Source organism: Clostridium sp. Marseille-Q2269 (assembly GCF_943736985.1).
Lineage (GTDB): Bacteria > Bacillota > Clostridia > Clostridiales > Clostridiaceae > Clostridium_F.
On sequence record NZ_CALSFS010000001.1, the window covers coordinates 416,799 to 436,536 of the forward strand.

The following is a 19,738-nucleotide window of genomic DNA, read 5'->3' on the forward strand; positions in this document are numbered from 1 at the left end:
CCCTCTTTTTCTTAAGAAATTAAATTCTGAGTCATAAAATTCTATTATATTATTATCTTATACAGAAGGGCTCAATTTGTTGCTAACTATTTACTTGTACTTATTTTAATCTATATAATTGGAATTAAAAAATTGTAAAAATAAATTTTACAATTTTTTATAATCATTTAAATTTTAAATTGTGCAACAGAATTCATTAATTCTTTAGAACTATTTTTTAATAAATCCGTATACTTGACTATGTCTTTACTAGCTAAAACTATCTTATCATTATTTCCAGCTATATTACTAGTATCTTTAGCTCCTTCATTGGCAGCAGCCGCTACATTCCCAATTACTTCTACTATATTTTTTATAGATGCTAATAATTCTTCTGATGTAGCACTTAAATCATTAGATATATCATTGTAATAAGTAGCATTATTACTATATGATTTAAATACTTCCACTTTACTTTTATGAGATTCAGATATATAACTATCTATAAAACTTAATGCATTACTTGAACTTTCTTTAAGATTTTCAACAGCCCCTAGCACTTCTTTCGTAGTTTCTTGTATTCTCACCACAGTCTCACTTGATTGTTCTGCTAACTTTCTTATTTCTTCAGCTACAACTGCAAATCCTCTACCTGATTCTCCTGCTCTTGCTGCTTCAATAGCTGCATTTAATGCTAATAAATTTGTTTGAGAAGTTATTTGAAGTATAGCATCAGATAATATATTTATTTCTTCTATAGTTTTAGATTTCTCTATAGCATCCTTAGTAGCATCATATATATTATTCTTAACTTTATTGGCATTTTTTTCAGACTCTATAGCATTAGCCTTTAACTTTTCCACCTTAGCTAATATTTCACCTGCGCTGTTAGCGCCTTCTTCTGCCTTTAAAGCTATATTTTCCACAGCTTTTTCTAGTTCCTCTGAAGTTGCACTCATTTCCTCTGATGAGGCTCCTGTTTCCTCCATACTAGCTGATAACTCTTCTGTAGCTATTGAACTTTCTCGTATTCTTCTATCCAAATTATTTATATTGTCATATATGTTGCCCACCACGCTAGTTGAATTATTCATTTCATTTACAACATTATTAATTATGTTTCTTATAGATTCATACATTTTATTAACAGAATTAGTTAATTGTCCAATTTCATCTTTACGTTTTAAAAGTTTAAGAGAAACTTTTTCTGTAAAATCTCCTGTAGATAATTTATTTAAATATTCCACTGATTCATTTAATGGTGTAACTATTGATCTAGCTATTATAGTAGTTGTAAGTATAGCTATAACAATACTTAAAATTAAAACTATTGTTATAAATTTATTTGAAAAATCATTAGATTTATCATTTTCAATTTTAAACTGCTCTGCCTCTTTAACATTAAAATCTGATAATTCTATAAGAGTTTTTTGATAATTTTCATTTATCTCATTTAGATCTCTAAATTTTATAGCTGCCAGTTCCGTCTTTCCTTCTTTAGCTAATTTAAATACCTCTTCTCTTCCTTTTCTAAATTCATTTAAATTCTTCTCCATATAATTTAGAAGTTCTTTTTCTTTTTCACTACTAACACCTATTCTTTTAAATTCTTCAATATCTTTATCAAATTTTTCTATTCTAGCACCAATATCCTCCTTCAGTTTTTCTTGAGCTACTCCATCCTTAGACAAAAGAACTATTCTAGCAATATCTGCTTCTGTAGCTCTTGCTTGAGCTCTACTATCGTTTAATACTTTTACACTAATGAGATTCTCTTCATATAATCTTTTAATAGCTTTATCAGATTTAGAATTAAAATAATACCCTGTTACTCCTACAATTATTGTAAAGATTAACATAATTGAACTCATAAAAAGTATTTTATTTTTTACTTTTAGATTTTCCATAAACAATCCTCCTAAAATAACTGCTAATTTATTGACAAATCAATAAATTATTCCATACATTATTATGTATTTGATATATTAATTATTAACAAATAATAATTATCCCATATATCATATGAAAATATTATCATATTTATATGCAAATTTCAATAAATTCATAAAAAAAACATTTAACTTATTTTATACTAAATGTTCTTTCTATAGCTACTATTACTTATTAAATCGTTTATTTTTAATAAAACTCAATGAAATAATTCATACACATCATTTCATTTTAACTGTACTATATCTCATTTTCCCTACTAATTCTATTGTTATTTTGAAGGTAATAAAAGGGGATGATATTAATTCATAGTGTTGTATATTACACATAAATAGAGAATCGGAAAAATTTTATAATCCGATTCTTCATTATTAACTCTAGGCTATTTATAATCCACCACTGATCTTTCTTTCACAATTTTTTTTATAAAATCTGCAACCTTAACATGTTCAGGATGTATCTGATATGCCTGTAAAGCTTCATTTGATTCAAATACAGAATTTAAAACTATATCAAATGCTTGATCTGATTTTTCAAAATTAATACCAACTTCTAATGATATTATCCCATCTATCTTTTCCTTTAAAGATTCAATTAATTCCTTTACTTTTAAACAATTTTCTTTCTTGTTTTTCCCTTCAAACTCCTCTTTAAATCTCCACATAACAATATGCTTAACCATATGTAACCCCTCTTTTCTAACTATATTTTAAAATTTATTAATATTGTTATAATTTATTAATTAATTTTATTATAGCATCAAATTATATAATTATTAATTAAAACCTTATAGATTATTGCATTGATTACTGATATATGTAATTATATAATTAATAATCATATATAGTTTAAAATAATATAACCTATTATATTAAAAGTTAATATATAAAACAGAAATGAGGTTTTATCATTGATAAAAATAGAAGATATTTTATCTGAAAACTTTTCAGCATATCCAAAGGAAGCACAAATTTATATGAAAAATTACTCTGAAACACTTAAAAATCATATAAAAATAGAACTAGTAAATGATAAAGCTGATAAAATGCTTAAAGATATAGATAAAAGCAAAGATTATTTTATACATCAATTAACTGAGATTTTGGGAAATGGCTGGAAAGGTTATAATAGCATGTCTACTAAATCTTTATTAAATATATATTTAAATGTTAAAACAGAGGAAGATTTTATAAATTTAATAGAACGGGTTTCTAACGAAATGTCACCTTTATAAATCCACTTAATTACTCTTAATAGTATTATTTAAGATTCATAAATTAATCACACAAAAGATGTAGATAAGTTTATTCTTATGCAAGTCTACCTACATTTTCTTATTAACATAGCTATTTTATATAATTTAATATTTTCAATAATGAAAATAAGTTGTGATTCATGTTGAGAATTTTTATTCTCAACATGAATCACTACCAAAATTAAAGTACTCCTTAATCTTTTCAATTGTGAATTATAAATTTTTCTTATGAGAAAAATTGGTTTTATTTTAAAGCTTCTGCTGCATTGTAAGAACTTCTGACTAATGGTGATGAAGCAATATATTTAAATCCCATGTCAAGTCCTATCTTTTTATATTTATCAAATATATGTGGGTGTACATATTCTACAAGTTCAACATGTTCTTTAGAAGGTTGCAGATATTGACCTATAGTGACTATATCACACTGATATTCTCTTAAATCTTTTAGCAACCTTACAACTTCTTCTTCTTTTTCTCCAAGACCTACCATAAATCCTGATTTACTAAGTATACTTTTATCTATTTCTTTTACTTTCCTTAAAAGTTTTAAAGAACGAGTGTATATAGCTTGCGGTCTTACTTTTTTATACAATCCGTTTATGGTCTCTATATTATGATTCAATATTTCTGGTTTCTCATCTAAAATAACCTTTAATGCATCCCAATTACCTTTTAAATCTGGAATAAGTACCTCAATGGTTGTATTTGGTGTCAAATTTCTAATTTGTCTTATTACTTCTGCAAATTGACTTGCACCCCCATCTTCCAAATCATCTCTGGTAACAGAAGTTATAACTGCATGCTTTAATCCTAATTCCTTTACAGCTTGTGCTACATGTAGTGGTTCTTCTTTATCTATACACTGCGGGCTACCTGTTTTTACATTGCAAAATTTACAATTTCTTGTACACACACTACCTAATATCATAAAAGTTGCAGTTCCTTTATTATAACACTCTAATCTATTAGGACAATTACCTTCATCACAAACTGTATTTAATTCTAATGATCTTTTAATTGCATTAATTTTCTTTGTGCTGTCACTAAATTCAAGCTTTACTTTTAACCATTCCGGTTTTCTTTTATACATACTTTCCACCCCAAAATCAATTATTTTTTTAACTCTATAAATGCATCCTAAAACATGAGTTCTAAGATTTCTTCATTTTTTACACCATCTATATATTGATTAATATTAATAGTATCTATTACTTGTTTTACATGTGTTTCTTCATGTTTTATTTCTTTAAATTTATATTCCAGTTTTTTTATATCTTTTTTAAAAAAGAAATCTCCATAAAACTTCATTTCCTTTATATAACCATTTTCAACATTTAAATTAATTTGAATAGTATTTTCACCACATCTTCCTTCTTTTGAATAACTGTATTTAGGTGAGTTCCCTAAATTCCACTGCCAAGTTGAAAATCTTTTTTTTACTATTTCATCTATTTGTGCCAATTCATTTTGTGAAAACTCATATAATTTTGTTTCATTAAAGTACTTCATCACATAATTTACCATATAATTTTTGAATTCTATAACATCCATATTATTTAAATATTCATTTATATTAATTACTCTAGCTTCCACAGATTTAACAGCTTTATCCTTAAACTTCAATGGGTTTACTGTAAGGGCTTTAAATAGTTCCCCCATAGAAGTTGAAAAAAGCAATGTTCCATGATGTAAAACCTTATCTTTATAATAATATTGGGCATTACCTGAAATCTTTTTTCCTTCTATAATTAAATCATTTTTACCTGAAAACTCAACTTTCACTCCTAAAGAATTTAGTGCTCCTATTATGGGCTTTGTAAACTTTCTAAAGTTTTCCTCCACATTCTCTGAAGCTTTTCTTATAAATGTAAAATTTATATTACCTAAGTCATTAAAAACAGTTCCACCACCTGTAAGTCTTCTCACTATTTTCATACCTTTTTCTTTTACATAATCCCAATTTACTTCTGCCATAATATTTTGATTTCTACCTACTAATATGCAGGGCTCGTTTCTCCATACCATAAAGCATTCATGGTTAATATTTTCTAATACATATTGCTCTGCAGCATGATTAAAATAAGGATTAGTATTGTTATGATTAATAAATATCATAATTAACCTCCTAATAATTTTAAAAAAATACATATATTTCATACAAAGTTAATTATAACAAATATCATACTAGTTTTCTCTTTTTTCTAGTTTTTTATTTTAATATATAAAAATTAAAAGAGGCTGTGGCACTAAGAATAAATCCTACAATATATTTGTTAACTTTAAACTTGTAAAACAATATATTGTGGTTGAATTCTTTAATGAGACAGTCTCTTTATGTTGAAATTTAAATCACAATTTTTATTACAGAAAAAAATATAACAATAGCTTAATAAATTATAAAAGATTTATTATTTTTCTTAATGATTTCACTTTCTACACCATAAACTTGTTTTATTGTTTTAGGTGTTATTACATCCTCTATTTTGCCTTTAGAAAATATACTGCCCTTACTAAGAATAATTCCATAATCAGCATAATTTAAGGCAAAATTCAAATCATGTAATACAGTAATAATAGTTTTTCCTTGTTGTCTTAATTTTTTTAAATATTCCATAACTAATATTTGATGTTTTATATCTAAATTGGAAATGGGTTCATCTAATAATATTAAATTGGTATCTTGAGCAATTGCCCTAGCCAATATAAGCCTTTGCCGTTCTCCTCCGCTTATTTGTGTTATAGGTTTATCTTTAAGATGTAATACTTCCATCTTATCCATTACATTTAAAACTATATTCTTATCTTCTTTGCTTTCCCATTGAAAAGCTTTAAGCTTATGACTTCTTCCCATCATAACTAAATCATAGCAAGTAAACTCAAGTTCTATGGATATATCTTGTGGAACATAGCTAATTTTACTAGCTAATTGGTTTGCCTTTATATTTTTTAAATTCTCTTCCTCTAATTCTATATTTCCAATTGAAGGTGTTATATTTTTTATTATAGTTTTTAATAAAGTAGTTTTCCCGCTGCCATTAGGTCCTACAATTACATAAAACTGCCCTTTTTCAAATTCTATATTTAATTCTTTTAATATTTCATTATTTCCTTTTTTATAAGAGACATTTTTAAAATTTAAAAAATTCATTTTTATCCTCTTTTCTTTTTCCAAAGCAAATATATGAAGTAAGGTGCTCCAAAAAGACTAGTAACAGCACCCACTGGCAGTTCTGTAGGAGGCATCATGCCTCTTGCTAGGGCATCGCATACTATTAAAAATAAAGCTCCTAAAATAATTGAAAATGGTATTACTTCTCTATTATTAGCTCCCACTATAAGCCTTGCCATATGGGGAATAATTAATCCTACAAATCCTATTATTCCACTAACAGATACTATAGTTGCTACCATTATAGAACTTAAGAATATGATCTTCTTTTTAAAATTTTCACCCTCCACTCCTAATATATATGCACTTTCCTCTCCTGTTGCCATTATATTTAAGGATCTATGATTATAATAAAATATAAAAGTTATTACTATAATTATTGGTGCTAAAAAACAAATTTGTTTATAAGAAGCATTTCCTAAACTTCCCATTGTCCAATAAATAATACTATCTATAGATTCTCTATGGAGTATCATTGACATGGAAATTAAAGAGGACATAAAAAAATTTAAAGCTATTCCTGATAATAATAATGTATTGGTTGGGACTTTATTTCCCACTCTAGCTACATTGTAAACTATAAGAATGGTTATCATAGCACCTATAAATGCAAATATAGTTGTTATTAACACACCCTTTGACTCTAATTTATAAACTATAGAAATAGTTGCTCCTAATGCCGCTCCTGATGATATTCCAAGAACATATGGGTCTGCCATAGGGTTCTTAAATATCCCTTGAAAAACTGTTCCTGTAACAGATAATCCCATTCCAACTAAGGCTGCCAGTATTATTCGAGGCATTCTTATGTTCCATATTATTTTTCCAATGATATCATCGTTTATATTATTTGTAAACCTGTTAAATATAGCTTCTAATACCTTAATAAAAGTAATATTTGCAGCTCCAATAGTAATGGAAATTATAGAAGCTACTATAGTTATTAATATTAAAGCAATGAATACACTCTTTTTTTTCATTTGATGTCCCCTTGTTATTAATTATTTAAATGCTTCAGGATGAATTATTTTAGCTAATGCTTCCAGTCCATCTGCCTGTCTTGGCCCTTGTCTTAATAGCATATTATCATCAATTTCATATATTTTATTATTCTTTGCTACAGAGAGTTCCTTATATTTATTAATAGATAAGAAATTCTTTTTAGTATTAAATTTATCAGACAATATTATCATTTCCGGTTTGTTTTCTACTATTTTTTCAAAAGAATAATTCCATCCCTTTGTATCTTTTGCAATATTATATCCACCAGCTTTTACAATCATTTTGCCTATAAAAGTATCTCCTCCAGCAGTAAAATCTGATTTTCCAAAATCCACCACATAATAAACTTTAGGTTTATTTAATGATTTAACTCTTTTCTCAATATTATCAACTTTCTTTTTCATAGAATTAACTATATCTTGCCCTTTTTCAGTAACTCCTAATATAGCAGAAATACCCATTATGTTTTTATAAGCTCCATCTAAATCATCCTCACCATAAAGTACAGCTACTTTTATTCCTAAATCTTCAAGCTTTTTTATATTATCCTTTGAAAAATGAGCTCCACCTATAACTAAATCTGGTTTTAATTCTGTTATTTTCTCTATGCTTGGATCTTTTACTCCACCAACTGATTTTATTTTACTAACATCCTTTGGGTAATCATCATAGTCTGATCTCCCAACTAATACACTTTCTTTTTTTAAAGCATATATAGTTTCTGTTGCTCCAGGGGAAAGGCTAACTATTCTTTTAGGTGACTTTTCAAAGATCAATTCTTTTCCGTAAGAATCTGTTATTTTTATATTCTTTTGTGTTTGTTTATTTGTATCCTTTTTTAAATTACATGATACTAGTACAAAAGTTAACATAATACACATAATTAATAATATTTTTCTTTTAAAATTTTTCATAATTTACATCCTTTCTATTGCATACTAACTAGTCAATTTTCAACTACGCATTAGATCTATTTTTTGTATTTATATGTAGCAAGACTTCAATATTATATTATTGAAATAATTTACCGTCAAGAATAGTAATGGAATTTAGCTGTTTCTCATTTTTAATACACAAAATATTATAATAACATAAATAAAATGCTATAATGATATTGCTATTATTGAATTAACTAAAATTATTAAATCTAATAATTTGGGTTAATTCAATAAATCTAATCTATATATCCACTTAACTTTTAGATATTATAAGTACACAATATAAATATTTGACTATACTATGGGGTGATAAAATGCTAAGAAAAACAGATGATAAAAAAATTGGATTTATATTAGTACTTTCAGCAGCTATATTCTGGGGATATGTAGGAGTTCCTACTAAAAACCTAGCAGATTTAGGCTTTGATAATTATACTATTTCCTTTTTTAGAACAAGTCTACCAGCACTATTTTATTTAATATATACATTTAGAAAAGATCCTTATTTATTCAAAGTAGATAAAAAAGGTATTTTATTTTTTATATTTTATGGCATAGTAGTTATAGCAGGTTGTCTTATTGCTTTTAATATAGCTATAAATTCACTCTCCTTAGCCCTTGGTACTATGTTTTTATATACTTCTCAAATTGGGGTAGTAATCCTATCTTACTTTATGTTTAAAGAAAAATTTACATTACAAAAAGCATTAGCTATTATATTTATATTAATAGGCTGTTTTATGATGTGCGAATTATATAAATTAGGTGATATTAACTTAAGCACCAAAGGTGTCTTTTGGGGACTTATATCTGGATTTACCTTTGCACTTCAAATAATTTTAGCTAAAATAAGTAATAAAAAATATCACTATAATTCTCTATTAACTTATTCTTTTTTATTTGGAACTATATTTTTATTTCCATTTATGGACATGAAAAATAATATACATATATTTAAAAATTCTAATAACTTATTTTTTATATTTCAAAATATATTTTGGGGAGTTGTAAGTACAATTATTGCTAATACTGCTTATGTAAAATCTGTACAATATATAGAAGCTAGTATAGCCAGTATGATATCTTCTTTTGAACTAATTATCTCTTCTTTTCTAGGATTTATAATATTTAAACAAAGATTAAATTATGTACAAATGATGGGAATGACATTAATACTTTTTTCTATAATGTTATTGGAACTGAAAAAATCAGATTTATTAAAATTATTTAAAAAGCCAAATAAAAACTTCTAAATATATTAAATGAAAAATACTTTTGGTCAATAGATATTTATAAAAATAAAGTAGTTTAACTATTTTTTAATATCTATTTTCACAAAAGTATTTTTATTATAATTATAATATTAAAGATTTTATCATATTGTAATTTTATTATTATTTATAGCTAAATTCCCCATTTTCTTTTATATGATAAAAATCTGCAAAACTTATATCAAATATATCTTTATTTATTTTTGATATATCTATTTTATTTTTTATAAGTTCTGTTAAAACTCCAGCATAAGCTATATCACCTTGAAGTATAGCTCCATATATTATTCCATCTTTGTGTATTATTTTTTTATACACTCCATTTTTATCTATTATATCTACTTTATAACTTTCATCTTTAGGCTCTACTATTCCTAAAGATATAGTATATACACCTAAAAAGTTCATAGAATTTCTTGCTCCAAAATTATCCTCTAAAGCCATCTTTTGTCCTGCCATATTGGATGCAGCTGTTCTACCTTGTTTCATAGCTATTGGCCATATTGGCGCTCTAAAGGTTACATCTCCAGCCGCATATATATCCTTACCTGTGGTTTCACAATTATCATTTATTACTATGCCTCTTTCTATCTTTATCCTGTCATCTTTTATAAAATCCACATTAGGTCTAACTCCTGCAGCTACAACTACAATATCGCACTCCACTACTTTTCCATTGTTTAATTTTATTCCACAAACATTACCCTTATTATCTAATAATGCTTCTTCTGCACCTACACTAGTTTTTATATTAACATTATGCTGTTTAAATAAATCTTCATAGGATTTTGAAGCTCTTTCATCTAATTGTAATGGAAGCATCCTATTTCCCATTTCTATAACAGTTACCTCTACATTGTTCTCTACTAATCCCATAGTGGCATCTATGCCCACAAGACCTGCCCCTATTACTGCTGCTTTTTTAATTTTTTTAGCTTCCTCTTTTATAACTATTGCATCATCTAAATTTCTTAGAGTATATACTCTTTTTGCCTCTCTTAAATTTTTAATTGGTGGTATAGATGCATATGACCCTGATGCTATAAGAAGTTTATCATATTTTTCTTCAATTCCACTTTCTACTTTTACTACCTTTTTGTCTATATCTATGTTTTGTACTTTATTACCTTTTATCCATTTCACATTATACTTCTCAAAAAAATCCTTTTCTACGAAAGATAATCTTTCTACATCTCTACTTCCACCTATAAAATGATGGAGTAAACATCTTGAATATACCTTATCATCTTTAGAAATAATAACTATTTCAGCATCTTTATCCAATGTTCTTAATGTTTTTACTGCTGAAATTCCCCCAGCACTGGAACCTATTATCACATATTTCATGCTAATTACCTCCTGCATTTTAATATTCCTAATAATATTATAACACCTATATTATTAATCAAAAGTATTATATTAAAGCTAATATTTAAATTTCTTCTACATAAATAGCTCCTGTAGGACAGTTTTCTACACATCTAGGTATCTCTCTTTCACTACATAAGTCGCATTTTATTATAACTTTACTATTTTTTTCATCTGATTTTAATACACCATAAGGACAATTCATTACACACATAAAACATGATGCACACTTATCCTCATTATAAGATACAATACCAGTTTTAGGATTCTTAGTCATAGCTCCAGTTGTACAAGTATTTACGCATTCTGGATTGTCACAATGTCTACAAAATATAGGGGTTTTATTTCCTAGCATATCTAATTCTATGTGATTTCTACTTTCATTAGCTTCATCTTCTAAATCTAATTCATATATGGATTTACCTTTTCCATTATGTTCTGCCATGCAAGCTAAAACACAGTTCATACAGCCTTCACATAAATTCTTTTTTATCATAATCCTTCTCATTAAAGATTACCCCCTTACCCTATTATAGGAATTAACCTAAAATTTATAGTGTATTACCTTTTTTAAGTTCTGAAACTATCTTAGCAAAATACTTAAGTCCTAAATTTTCTCTTTTATCTATAATTATTGCCTCTAATTTATCTGCAGCTTTTTTAACATCATCTTCTATTATTAGTTGTCCACCAGTTAAGGTTTTAAGATCTTCTGTTAAAACTTTAGATACTACTTTGCTCCCACCTATAAATGGTGACTTAGCAAGATGTAGTGGTAATCCTAATGCTAATCCAAAAGCTCCATCTGCTAAAGCTTGTTCCTCTAACCATTGTGGAGCTGAAAGCACTAATGGAAGCTCTGGCAAATCTATTTTTAAATCTTTAGCTAGTTCTGTAGCTACAATTTCAAGTCTTCCTATAGCAAGGCATGGTCCAAAATTAAGTACTGGTGGAATCTTTAAGCTTTCACATACCTCTCTTAAATTATCCCCTGCAAGTGAAGCTGATGATGGTGACATCAATCCTACATTTTCAAGTCCCCCACTTGAACATCCTGCTGAAAGAACTATTATATCTCTTTTTATAAGCTCTTTTGTTAATTCTACTGTAAATACATCATGTCCCATAGCTGTTAAATTAGAACATCCTACAACTCCAGCTATTCCTTTTATTTTTCCTTTTGATATTAAATCTAATAATGGCTTCCAAGTTCCACCTAAAAATTCTTTAAGAGAAACTTCACTTACTCCAGTTATAACATCATCAAAACCATGATTTTCCGGTATGTTTATTTTTATATTTGATCTTCTTTCTTTATAAGCATGTGCTGCTTTTTTTATAATATGTTCACTTATTTTTTCTTTTTCTTCATAAGAATATTCTACATACTCAGCATTAGCCTTTTTAGCTACATCATCTAAACAAATCATTTCTACTTTTAATTTTTCTGTAATAGGTTCTATACCTGGTAGTGTACAATTAAACTCTGATACTATAGCATCTACAGCTCCTGTAGCAATCATAGCTTCACTAGTAAAATTATTTCCACCATGTCCTGAAAATACTTCTTTATAGTGTTCTCCTCTCAATTGTAAGTCTTGTCCCACGCAAGTACATCCAACTAATCTGAATCCTTTAGCTCCAACTTTTTTTGCTAATTCTACTACATCCTTTTCTATTAATCTATCTTGAAGATGAGCGATAGTAGAGTGTTGATGTCCCGTTATCATGATATTTATATAATCTTTATCTATAACTTTAAATCCAACTTTAGCAGGTCTTATAACCGGTTCTCCAAGCATTACATCATTTAAAAGATTTGTTAAAGTTAATCCATAAAGACCTGTTGATATTCCAAGATTTAAACAATGTAATAACATTTCTACAGGATCACTGCTTAAATTTGTAGAAGTTTTTACTACAGCATCAAAAACTTCTGATTTAGCACCACCAGGTAATATATTAAGTTTTTGCCAATTCTCGTATCTTGGTTTATAGGCCATATTTTCTACTATTTCCATCTTTTCATATCTTGGTTTATATAAATCTTTTAAAACCATATCAGCTACTTTAACTGCTTTTTTGTATGTATCTCTTTCTTTTATTTCAAACATTTCTGCTAATCTGTCTAAGGCTTTTTCACCTTTTATTTTGCCCTTATTTTCTCCTGTTGATTTTAAGTTTCTTGCAGTATTTTCTACTATATGAAGATAACATCCTGCTCCTGCTGCTACTGCTCTTAAAAAATTTCTTGCAACTATAGTATCTGCACTGGCACCGCATACTCCTTTTGGTGCTTTAGGTGTTATTCTACAAGGGCCATTAGCACAAAGTCTACAGCAAACTCCTTGAAGACCAAAACCACATTTTATTTTCTGATCTTCCACCCTATGATGAGAAGTTTCCATATCCATATTAGATATAAATCCTTCAAGAACTTTATCTGCTGATTTACATGTTTTACAATTTCCATACATTGACATAACCCATCCTCCTTATAATATCTACCTTTTTGGTATAGTTTTATTTATTAATAAAAGGAATATTTTTAATTCCCTTAACTTTTATATTTATTACTACTTATAAAATTTTAGATCTACATGCAAAAGTATACCTTTTAAGTATACTTTTGCACAAATAAAATGTTTTTATACATTTTATTTATTATTTGATTTCTTGAATAATTGTTCCTTTGTTTTCATCTAAAATATTTTGAAAATTCACAGCCTCTAATTCATTGGCAAGCTTTTTTTGTATTTTACATAAAGATCTATGTATTTCACAATTGCCATTCTTACCTGCATTACAATACTCAGGATTATATATACATCTATTTATACAAATTGGACCATCTATAACTTCTATTACATCCTTTAGATTTATGTCTTTTGGTTCCTTATTTAGTGCATATCCACCTTTAACCCCTCTGTATGATATCACTATTCTTGCCTTGGTAAGTTTTCTTAAAAGCTTTAATAAAAATCTTAAAGGTAATTCTTCGTTTTCTGATATAGCTCTAGCCTCCACTTTTTCTCCATAACCTAATTTGGATAAATGGAGTATTACTCTTAGAGCATAATCTGCCTCTTGTGTAATTTTCATATTTACTCTCCTAAAAAACTATACTCAATAAGTATAGTTTCAATATACTACTTTGTTATAAAACTGTCAATGATTTTAAGGAAACTTTTAATAAATATTTTAGTTTTAAATTTGTATTTTAAGGCACATAAATATATACTATTAAGATATATTAAAATCAAAAACATAATTATGTTTAAATTATTATTTATATATAATTTCAAAAGTAAAATTTACTTATGATTAAACATCTTAATAGTATATATTATCTTATGTACCTTTACACTTTTTTATTTTGATAAAAACATATGCTTACTATAATAACGCTATTCCATATCTATATAATCTTCATTCATTACCATAGTATTCATATCTTCCATTGGATCCATCATTGCCATAGTACTCATATCTCTATCCATCCCCTTTGACATCATAGGATTATTCATTCCCATCATAGGATTATTCATTCCCATCATAGGATTATTCATTCCCATCATGTAACAAGGCATCATTACAAAGCACATACATTGCATTGGATTCATCATTCCATCCATAGGCATTTGATGCATTGGCATCATGTGGCACATTGGCATCATATTACACATTCCCATCATATCCATTGGATACATCATATGTTTCATGTCTTTTTTATCCATTGATTTTTCTTTCATCTTGGCCGGCATCTTACTCATTTTACAATCTTTCATAAATACACCTCATTAAATAATTTAAATTACAGTATTATGCTATGCTTTATACTTGTTTTTGTTTCCATATTTTTATATAACAATATACTATTGGTACTATCTTAGGATTATTTATATGTTCTATATTTTGCATATATACAATTATTTTTACATTTAATGAGTTGTATTTAACATGCGCTTATGTCTAATTCTATATTTTATCTCTTATTTAAAATGAAAAAACTATATTTCTAGCATATTTATTTGAAATTTACAATAATTTCTTTTTAATTTTACATTTTAATAATATTATTTTAGTACTATATCCAAATGACAGTTATAATAATAAGTTTAAAAGATTATAATTTGTAGATGTGCTTAGCCACCTAAAGTTATATCCTGCTCTTCATACCATTTTAATGCTTTATAAAAATGTTCTGGTTTAAAATCTGGCCAATAATCTTCTATTATATAAAAATCAGAATATACTGATTGTATAGGTAAAAATCCACTTAACCTTCTCCTGCCTCCCCATCTTATTATTAAGTCTACTCTAGATATATCCGTAGATCTTATATTTTCATTTATTTTAGTTCTACTACTTAATTTATTATTTTCTAAAGCTTTAATATCCCATTCCCAACCATAGTTAACCAAAAAATTTACCTTTATTGTCCCTTTATTAAACACTTTTCTTTTCTTAGTATAACAAAGAAGCTCTTTAGGAAACATTGGTGATTGGGTATTTCCTACCACAAGTAATGAAACATCTTCATTACACAACATATTTACTGCATCAATACAGGCCTTAGTAAAGGCTTCTCTTTGAACTCTAGGTCTTTTAGTATTATCTGTAGTAAATCCATAATATGTAATCTCATTTATTCCTGCAGCTTTACAAAGCCTAAATAGCATAAGTCCAGGGTTTAAACCAAAATCGTATCCACACTGTTTTTCTATCCCTTTATTATTAGCCCATCTTCTATTTCCATCCGGAATTATACCTACATGCTTTGGTAATCTCATAAATTATCCTCCTTTAAATTGCTTTTTTTAGTTACCATTAGTATTTACAATAATGTAAATTTTAAACATATTATCACTTTCTTGCATCTAAAATTAGATATTTCATTACAAATTTCAATCTTTAATATTGCATAAAAATAAGAATAAAATTTAAATACATTTTAAATTTTTTTTAAAATTCATATTGATAATAAAAAAACTATATGATATACTATGATAGTTAAATTTAATAGTTAAGTTTACGTGTTACTGATTCGATCAGGCATGAGTAAAGCTTTAAGGTTACTATAGGTATATTTTATACTTTTTAATCTTATTTAAAGTTTTGCTCATGCCTTTTGTATTTTAGTAAACAATATTATTAATAAAATAATTTAATATATGGAAGGAGAAATATAAATGTTTAAAAAATCATTTGGTACCTTACAAAAAGTAGGTAAATCCCTTATGCTTCCAGTTGCTTTATTACCTGCAGCAGGAATATTATTAGCATTTGGTAACATGTTCCAAAACCCTGACTTTTTAAAACTTGCTCCAGCCTTTGGTTCAACTGGATTTCAAGCTTTTGCAAAAGTTATGGAACAATCAGGTAATATCATTTTCGCTAACTTAGCTTTAATCTTTGCAGTAGGTGTTGCTGTGGGATTAGCAGCAGGTGAAGGCGTTGCAGGACTTGCAGCCATAGTTGGTTTCTTAATAATGAATACTACTATGGGACTTGTAGCAGGAGTAACTCCTGAATTAATAGGAAGAGCTCATCCTGAGTTTGCAAATGTTTTAGGTATTCCTACACTACAAACTGGAGTGTTTGGCGGTATTATAATTGGTATTATTGCGGCATCATTATATAATAAATTTCATAGTATAGAATTACCTTCATATTTAGGATTCTTTGCAGGTAAAAGATTTGTTCCTATAATAACTGCAGCAGTTGCTATAATTGTTGGTTTAATAATGGTAGTTATTTGGCCTCCAATTCAACATGGATTAAATTCATTCTCACATAATATGATAGATGCAAATAGAACAGTGGCAGCTTTCTTATTCGGTGTTATTGAAAGAGCATTAATCCCATTTGGATTACATCATATTTGGTATAACCCATTCTGGTTCCAATTTGGTGAATATATAAATAAAGCAGGTCAAGTTATAAACGGAGATCAAGCTATATTCTTTCAACAAATTAAAGATCACGCTCCTCTTACAGCAGGTACATTTATGACTGGTAAATTCCCATTCATGATGTTTGGTCTTCCAGCAGCAGCTTTAGCTATATATCAAGAAGCTAAACCTGAAAAGAAAGCTCTTGTTGGTGGTATAATGGCATCTGCAGCTTTAACTTCATTCTTAACAGGTATAACAGAACCAATTGAATTTTCATTCTTATTTGTTGCACCAGTATTATTCGGAATTCACTGTGTATTTGCAGGATTATCCTTCATGGTTATGCAAATGTTAAACATCAAAATTGGTATGACATTCTCTGGTGGTATAATTGATTTCTTAATATTTGGTGTTGTTCCAAATAGAACTAAATGGTGGCTTGTAATTCCTATAGGTTTATGTTTCTCAGTAATCTACTACTTTGGATTTAGATTTGCCATTAGAAAATGGAATTTAAAAACTCCAGGCCGTGAAGATGACTCTGAAGCGGGAGCTGTAACTAATGTTAAAGGTGGTAAATTAGCAGCAGCAGTATTAAAAGCTTTAGGTGGAAAAGAAAATCTAGCAAACCTAGATGCTTGTATAACTCGTTTGCGTGTAGATGTAAATGATGCTGCAAAAGTAGATAAAGCTGAACTTAAAAACTTAGGTGCATCTGGTGTTATGCAAGTAGGTAACAGTTTCCAAGCTATCTTCGGACCTAAATCTGATAATTTAAAAGAACAAATTAAAGACGTTATAGCAGGAAAAGTTATTGTTGATGACATAGATATAGAAGAACCAAAAAAAGAAACTGTAAAAGTTTCTTCTAATGATAAATTTATAGCTCCATTAGAAGGTAAAATAATCCCTATAACAGATGTTCCTGACGAAGTATTTTCTCAAAAAATGATGGGTGATGGATTTGCTATAGAACCTAAAAATGGAACTGTAGTATCCCCTGTAGATGGTGTAATAACTACATTATTCCCAACTAAACATGCTATAGGTATAACAGCAGATAACGGACTTGAACTTTTAATCCACTTCGGAATAGATACAGTTAATCTTAAAGGTGAAGGCTTAGAAGCATTAATAGAACAAGATGCTAAAGTTAAAGCTGGAGATCCAATATTAAAGGTAGATATTGACAAGATTAAAGATAAAGTTCCTTCAATAATAACTCCAATAATATTTACTAATTTAGCTGAAGATCAAAAGCTAGAAATTGTTAAACTTGGTAAAGATGTAAAAGCTAAAGAAGAAAATATAGTTAAAATAAAATAATAATAAGCATTGAAAAGTAGGCTTAAATCTAATGTTTAATGGGATTTAAGCCTATTATTTTAATAATATTTTATACTATTACTCTTAATTATGACTGCATTATAAGATAAAAGCTATGAAACAAGGTATTGACCTGATATTTCATAGCTTTTTATATTCAACATAATATTTAATATTTTTAAGATCTTACAGATTGAAGTTTTAATATATCTACATTATTACAATCTATATATTAATAATTTTCACATGCTAATTCAAAATAAGATTTTGGATGTAAACATGCTGGACATTTTTCTGGTGCTGCAGTTCCTTCATAGATAAATCCACAGTTGCTACACTTCCAAAGCACTTTTTCATCCTTTTTAAATACTTTATCATTTTCAACATTTTCTAATAATTTAAGATATCTTTTTTCATGTTCTTTTTCTACTTTTGATATCATATCATAAGCTACTGCAACTTCTGTAAATCCTTCTTCTCTTGCTACTTTTGCAAAAGTTGGATATAATTCTGACCATTCTTCATTTTCTCCAGAAGCAGCTGCTTTTAGATTGTCTGCAGTATTATCATATAATGCTACTGGATAAGAAGCAGTTATTTCAATAGCGTCTCCTTGAAGATCTTCTTTTAAAAATTTATAAAATCTCTTAGCATGTTCTTTTCTTGTTCTGCTGTTTCTATAAAAATTTTTGAAATTTGTAAGAATCCTTCTTTTTAGCTACACTAGCATAATAAGTATATCTTCCTCTTGCTTGAGATTCTCCTGCAAAAGATTTTAATAAATTCTCTGCTGTTTTTGTTCCTCTTAATGATTTCATAAAAAACCCTCCTATTATATATTTGTATATTATTTTATATTGTCATATAGTTAATGTTCTTTAATGAACAATTCAATAACTTAATTTAACTTTTCACCATAATTATATTATATATTAGCAATAATTATTTGTCAATATTAATTACTAATAAATAATAATTATCCATTATGTTTATATATGAATTCTATTTTTATTACAAATTAATAATGTAAAAGATTCCAATACTTTATTAATTTCTATATTCTTATTAAAATTCCTCTAATAATTTTAGAAATTATAAAATTAAATATTTGTACTTAATTTATTTACATACTCTTGTGTTTTTTATAATTTATATTTACTATTCTCCATTTATCTATTTTAAAATTATTATTAATCAAAACTCGTTTATTTAAATCATATCATAATATTAGCAATTTAATATTTCATATCCATTATATCCAATAAAAAAATTTAGCATCAAATAGAAATTCTTTATTAATACACTACTTGATTTCTCAATTAATATACTTTTATAGTTAAATATTCTAAAATACATGGTTCATAATTGTATACGCCCCCTACTATTCCTGTTATTCCATATATTTTATATAGACAAGCTTTTAAAAACTTTGTTAGAATGTGACTAAATGAATTTAATAAAATCATGCCGAATCTTCTTTATGAAGTACCGGGGATATTTTTGGGGTGAATCTCCTAAAGAGTAGGGTACCTCTAGCCCAAACCCGTCAACTAACCTGGGAGGCACTATGGAGGGATTTA

At 27.3% G+C, this 19,738-nt stretch carries 16 protein-coding genes, 1 pseudogene and 1 riboswitch; of the genes and pseudogenes, 3 read left to right on the plus strand and 14 right to left on the minus strand.

The window, feature by feature from the left end:
* Positions 1-167: 167 nt before the first annotated feature.
* Together NGI68_RS01810 and NGI68_RS01815 are read right to left on the minus strand one after the other, a co-directional pair.
* Positions 168-1,886, minus strand: a complete 1,719-nt coding sequence (locus NGI68_RS01810; RefSeq protein ID WP_251859772.1) for a methyl-accepting chemotaxis protein — start codon at positions 1,884-1,886, stop codon at positions 168-170.
* Between the two features lie 425 nt (positions 1,887-2,311).
* Positions 2,312-2,611: a Dabb family protein gene (locus NGI68_RS01815; RefSeq protein ID WP_251859773.1), complete on the minus strand. Its 300-nt coding sequence runs from the start codon at positions 2,609-2,611 to the stop codon at positions 2,312-2,314.
* Positions 2,612-2,839: 228 nt separating this feature from the next.
* Between NGI68_RS01815 and NGI68_RS01820 the strand changes: the two genes are divergently transcribed.
* Positions 2,840-3,163, plus strand: coding sequence for a hypothetical protein (locus NGI68_RS01820; RefSeq protein WP_251859774.1), 324 nt, complete (start codon positions 2,840-2,842; stop codon positions 3,161-3,163).
* A 265-nt stretch (positions 3,164-3,428) separates the two neighbouring features.
* On the opposite strand, the gene lipA is transcribed toward NGI68_RS01820, so the two are convergent.
* The 5 genes from lipA to NGI68_RS01845 form a co-directional block, all read right to left on the minus strand.
* Positions 3,429-4,277 (minus strand): lipoyl synthase, encoded by an 849-nt coding sequence (lipA, locus tag NGI68_RS01825; RefSeq protein WP_251859775.1) that lies wholly within the window; start codon positions 4,275-4,277, stop codon positions 3,429-3,431.
* Positions 4,278-4,324: 47 nt separating this feature from the next.
* Positions 4,325-5,302 carry a lipoate--protein ligase gene (gene lplA / locus NGI68_RS01830; protein ID WP_251859776.1) on the minus strand — a complete coding sequence of 326 codons (978 nt, stop codon included), beginning with the start codon at positions 5,300-5,302 and terminating at the stop codon, positions 4,325-4,327.
* A gap of 271 nt (positions 5,303-5,573) precedes the next feature.
* Entirely contained in the window at positions 5,574-6,335 is a 762-nt protein-coding gene (locus NGI68_RS01835; RefSeq protein ID WP_251859777.1) for an ABC transporter ATP-binding protein, read from the minus strand.
* Between the two features lie 2 nt (positions 6,336-6,337).
* Positions 6,338-7,336 (minus strand): FecCD family ABC transporter permease, encoded by a 999-nt coding sequence (locus NGI68_RS01840; RefSeq protein WP_251859778.1) that lies wholly within the window; start codon positions 7,334-7,336, stop codon positions 6,338-6,340.
* Positions 7,337-7,357: 21 nt separating this feature from the next.
* Positions 7,358-8,272, minus strand: coding sequence for an ABC transporter substrate-binding protein (locus tag NGI68_RS01845; protein WP_251859779.1), 915 nt, complete (start codon positions 8,270-8,272; stop codon positions 7,358-7,360).
* Positions 8,273-8,610: 338 nt separating this feature from the next.
* On the opposite strand from NGI68_RS01845, the gene NGI68_RS01850 reads away from it, so the two are divergent.
* Entirely contained in the window at positions 8,611-9,549 is a 939-nt protein-coding gene (locus NGI68_RS01850; protein ID WP_251859780.1) for a DMT family transporter, read from the plus strand.
* A 141-nt stretch (positions 9,550-9,690) separates the two neighbouring features.
* Here NGI68_RS01850 and NGI68_RS01855 read toward each other — a convergent pair whose 3' ends face one another.
* The 6 genes from NGI68_RS01855 to uppS form a co-directional block, all read right to left on the minus strand.
* Positions 9,691-10,914 carry an NAD(P)/FAD-dependent oxidoreductase gene (locus tag NGI68_RS01855; RefSeq protein ID WP_251859781.1) on the minus strand — a complete coding sequence of 408 codons (1,224 nt, stop codon included), beginning with the start codon at positions 10,912-10,914 and terminating at the stop codon, positions 9,691-9,693.
* Positions 10,915-10,999: 85 nt separating this feature from the next.
* Complete coding sequence (locus NGI68_RS01860) at positions 11,000-11,443, minus strand: 4Fe-4S dicluster domain-containing protein (RefSeq protein WP_251859782.1); 444 nt, start codon at positions 11,441-11,443, stop codon at positions 11,000-11,002.
* Between the two features lie 43 nt (positions 11,444-11,486).
* Complete coding sequence (gene cooS, locus NGI68_RS01865; RefSeq protein ID WP_251859783.1) at positions 11,487-13,418, minus strand: anaerobic carbon-monoxide dehydrogenase catalytic subunit; 1,932 nt, start codon at positions 13,416-13,418, stop codon at positions 11,487-11,489.
* A gap of 181 nt (positions 13,419-13,599) precedes the next feature.
* On the minus strand, positions 13,600-14,037 hold the full coding sequence (locus NGI68_RS01870) for an Rrf2 family transcriptional regulator (RefSeq protein WP_251859784.1): 438 nt from the start codon (positions 14,035-14,037) through the stop codon (positions 13,600-13,602).
* Between the two features lie 305 nt (positions 14,038-14,342).
* Positions 14,343-14,723 (minus strand): hypothetical protein, encoded by a 381-nt coding sequence (locus NGI68_RS01875; protein WP_251859785.1) that lies wholly within the window; start codon positions 14,721-14,723, stop codon positions 14,343-14,345.
* Positions 14,724-15,080: 357 nt separating this feature from the next.
* Positions 15,081-15,728 carry a polyprenyl diphosphate synthase gene (gene uppS / locus NGI68_RS01880; RefSeq protein WP_251859786.1) on the minus strand — a complete coding sequence of 216 codons (648 nt, stop codon included), beginning with the start codon at positions 15,726-15,728 and terminating at the stop codon, positions 15,081-15,083.
* A 399-nt stretch (positions 15,729-16,127) separates the two neighbouring features.
* Between uppS and ptsG the strand changes: the two genes are divergently transcribed.
* Complete coding sequence (gene ptsG / locus NGI68_RS01885; protein WP_251859787.1) at positions 16,128-18,158, plus strand: glucose-specific PTS transporter subunit IIBC; 2,031 nt, start codon at positions 16,128-16,130, stop codon at positions 18,156-18,158.
* Between the two features lie 232 nt (positions 18,159-18,390).
* On the opposite strand, the pseudogene rbr reads toward ptsG, so the two are convergent.
* A pseudogene (gene rbr / locus NGI68_RS01890) lies at positions 18,391-18,976 on the minus strand (rubrerythrin).
* Positions 18,977-19,613: 637 nt separating this feature from the next.
* Positions 19,614-19,738: riboswitch (cyclic di-AMP (ydaO/yuaA leader) on the plus strand.

Coding starts and splice junctions, on each gene's coding strand:
- NGI68_RS01810 (WP_251859772.1), bottom strand. CDS start 1,886: ATGGAAAATCTAAAAGTAAAAAATAAAATACTTTTTATGAGTTCAATT.
- NGI68_RS01815 (WP_251859773.1), bottom strand. CDS start 2,611: ATGGTTAAGCATATTGTTATGTGGAGATTTAAAGAGGAGTTTGAAGGG.
- lipA (WP_251859775.1), bottom strand. CDS start 4,277: ATGTATAAAAGAAAACCGGAATGGTTAAAAGTAAAGCTTGAATTTAGT.
- lplA (WP_251859776.1), bottom strand. CDS start 5,302: ATGATATTTATTAATCATAACAATACTAATCCTTATTTTAATCATGCT.
- NGI68_RS01835 (WP_251859777.1), bottom strand. CDS start 6,335: ATGAATTTTTTAAATTTTAAAAATGTCTCTTATAAAAAAGGAAATAAT.
- NGI68_RS01840 (WP_251859778.1), bottom strand. CDS start 7,336: ATGAAAAAAAAGAGTGTATTCATTGCTTTAATATTAATAACTATAGTA.
- NGI68_RS01845 (WP_251859779.1), bottom strand. CDS start 8,272: ATGAAAAATTTTAAAAGAAAAATATTATTAATTATGTGTATTATGTTA.
- NGI68_RS01850 (WP_251859780.1), top strand. CDS start 8,611: ATGCTAAGAAAAACAGATGATAAAAAAATTGGATTTATATTAGTACTT.
- NGI68_RS01855 (WP_251859781.1), bottom strand. CDS start 10,914: ATGAAATATGTGATAATAGGTTCCAGTGCTGGGGGAATTTCAGCAGTA.
- NGI68_RS01860 (WP_251859782.1), bottom strand. CDS start 11,443: ATGAGAAGGATTATGATAAAAAAGAATTTATGTGAAGGCTGTATGAAC.
- cooS (WP_251859783.1), bottom strand. CDS start 13,418: ATGTCAATGTATGGAAATTGTAAAACATGTAAATCAGCAGATAAAGTT.
- NGI68_RS01870 (WP_251859784.1), bottom strand. CDS start 14,037: ATGAAAATTACACAAGAGGCAGATTATGCTCTAAGAGTAATACTCCAT.
- NGI68_RS01875 (WP_251859785.1), bottom strand. CDS start 14,723: ATGAAAGATTGTAAAATGAGTAAGATGCCGGCCAAGATGAAAGAAAAA.
- uppS (WP_251859786.1), bottom strand. CDS start 15,728: ATGAGATTACCAAAGCATGTAGGTATAATTCCGGATGGAAATAGAAGA.
- ptsG (WP_251859787.1), top strand. CDS start 16,128: ATGTTTAAAAAATCATTTGGTACCTTACAAAAAGTAGGTAAATCCCTT.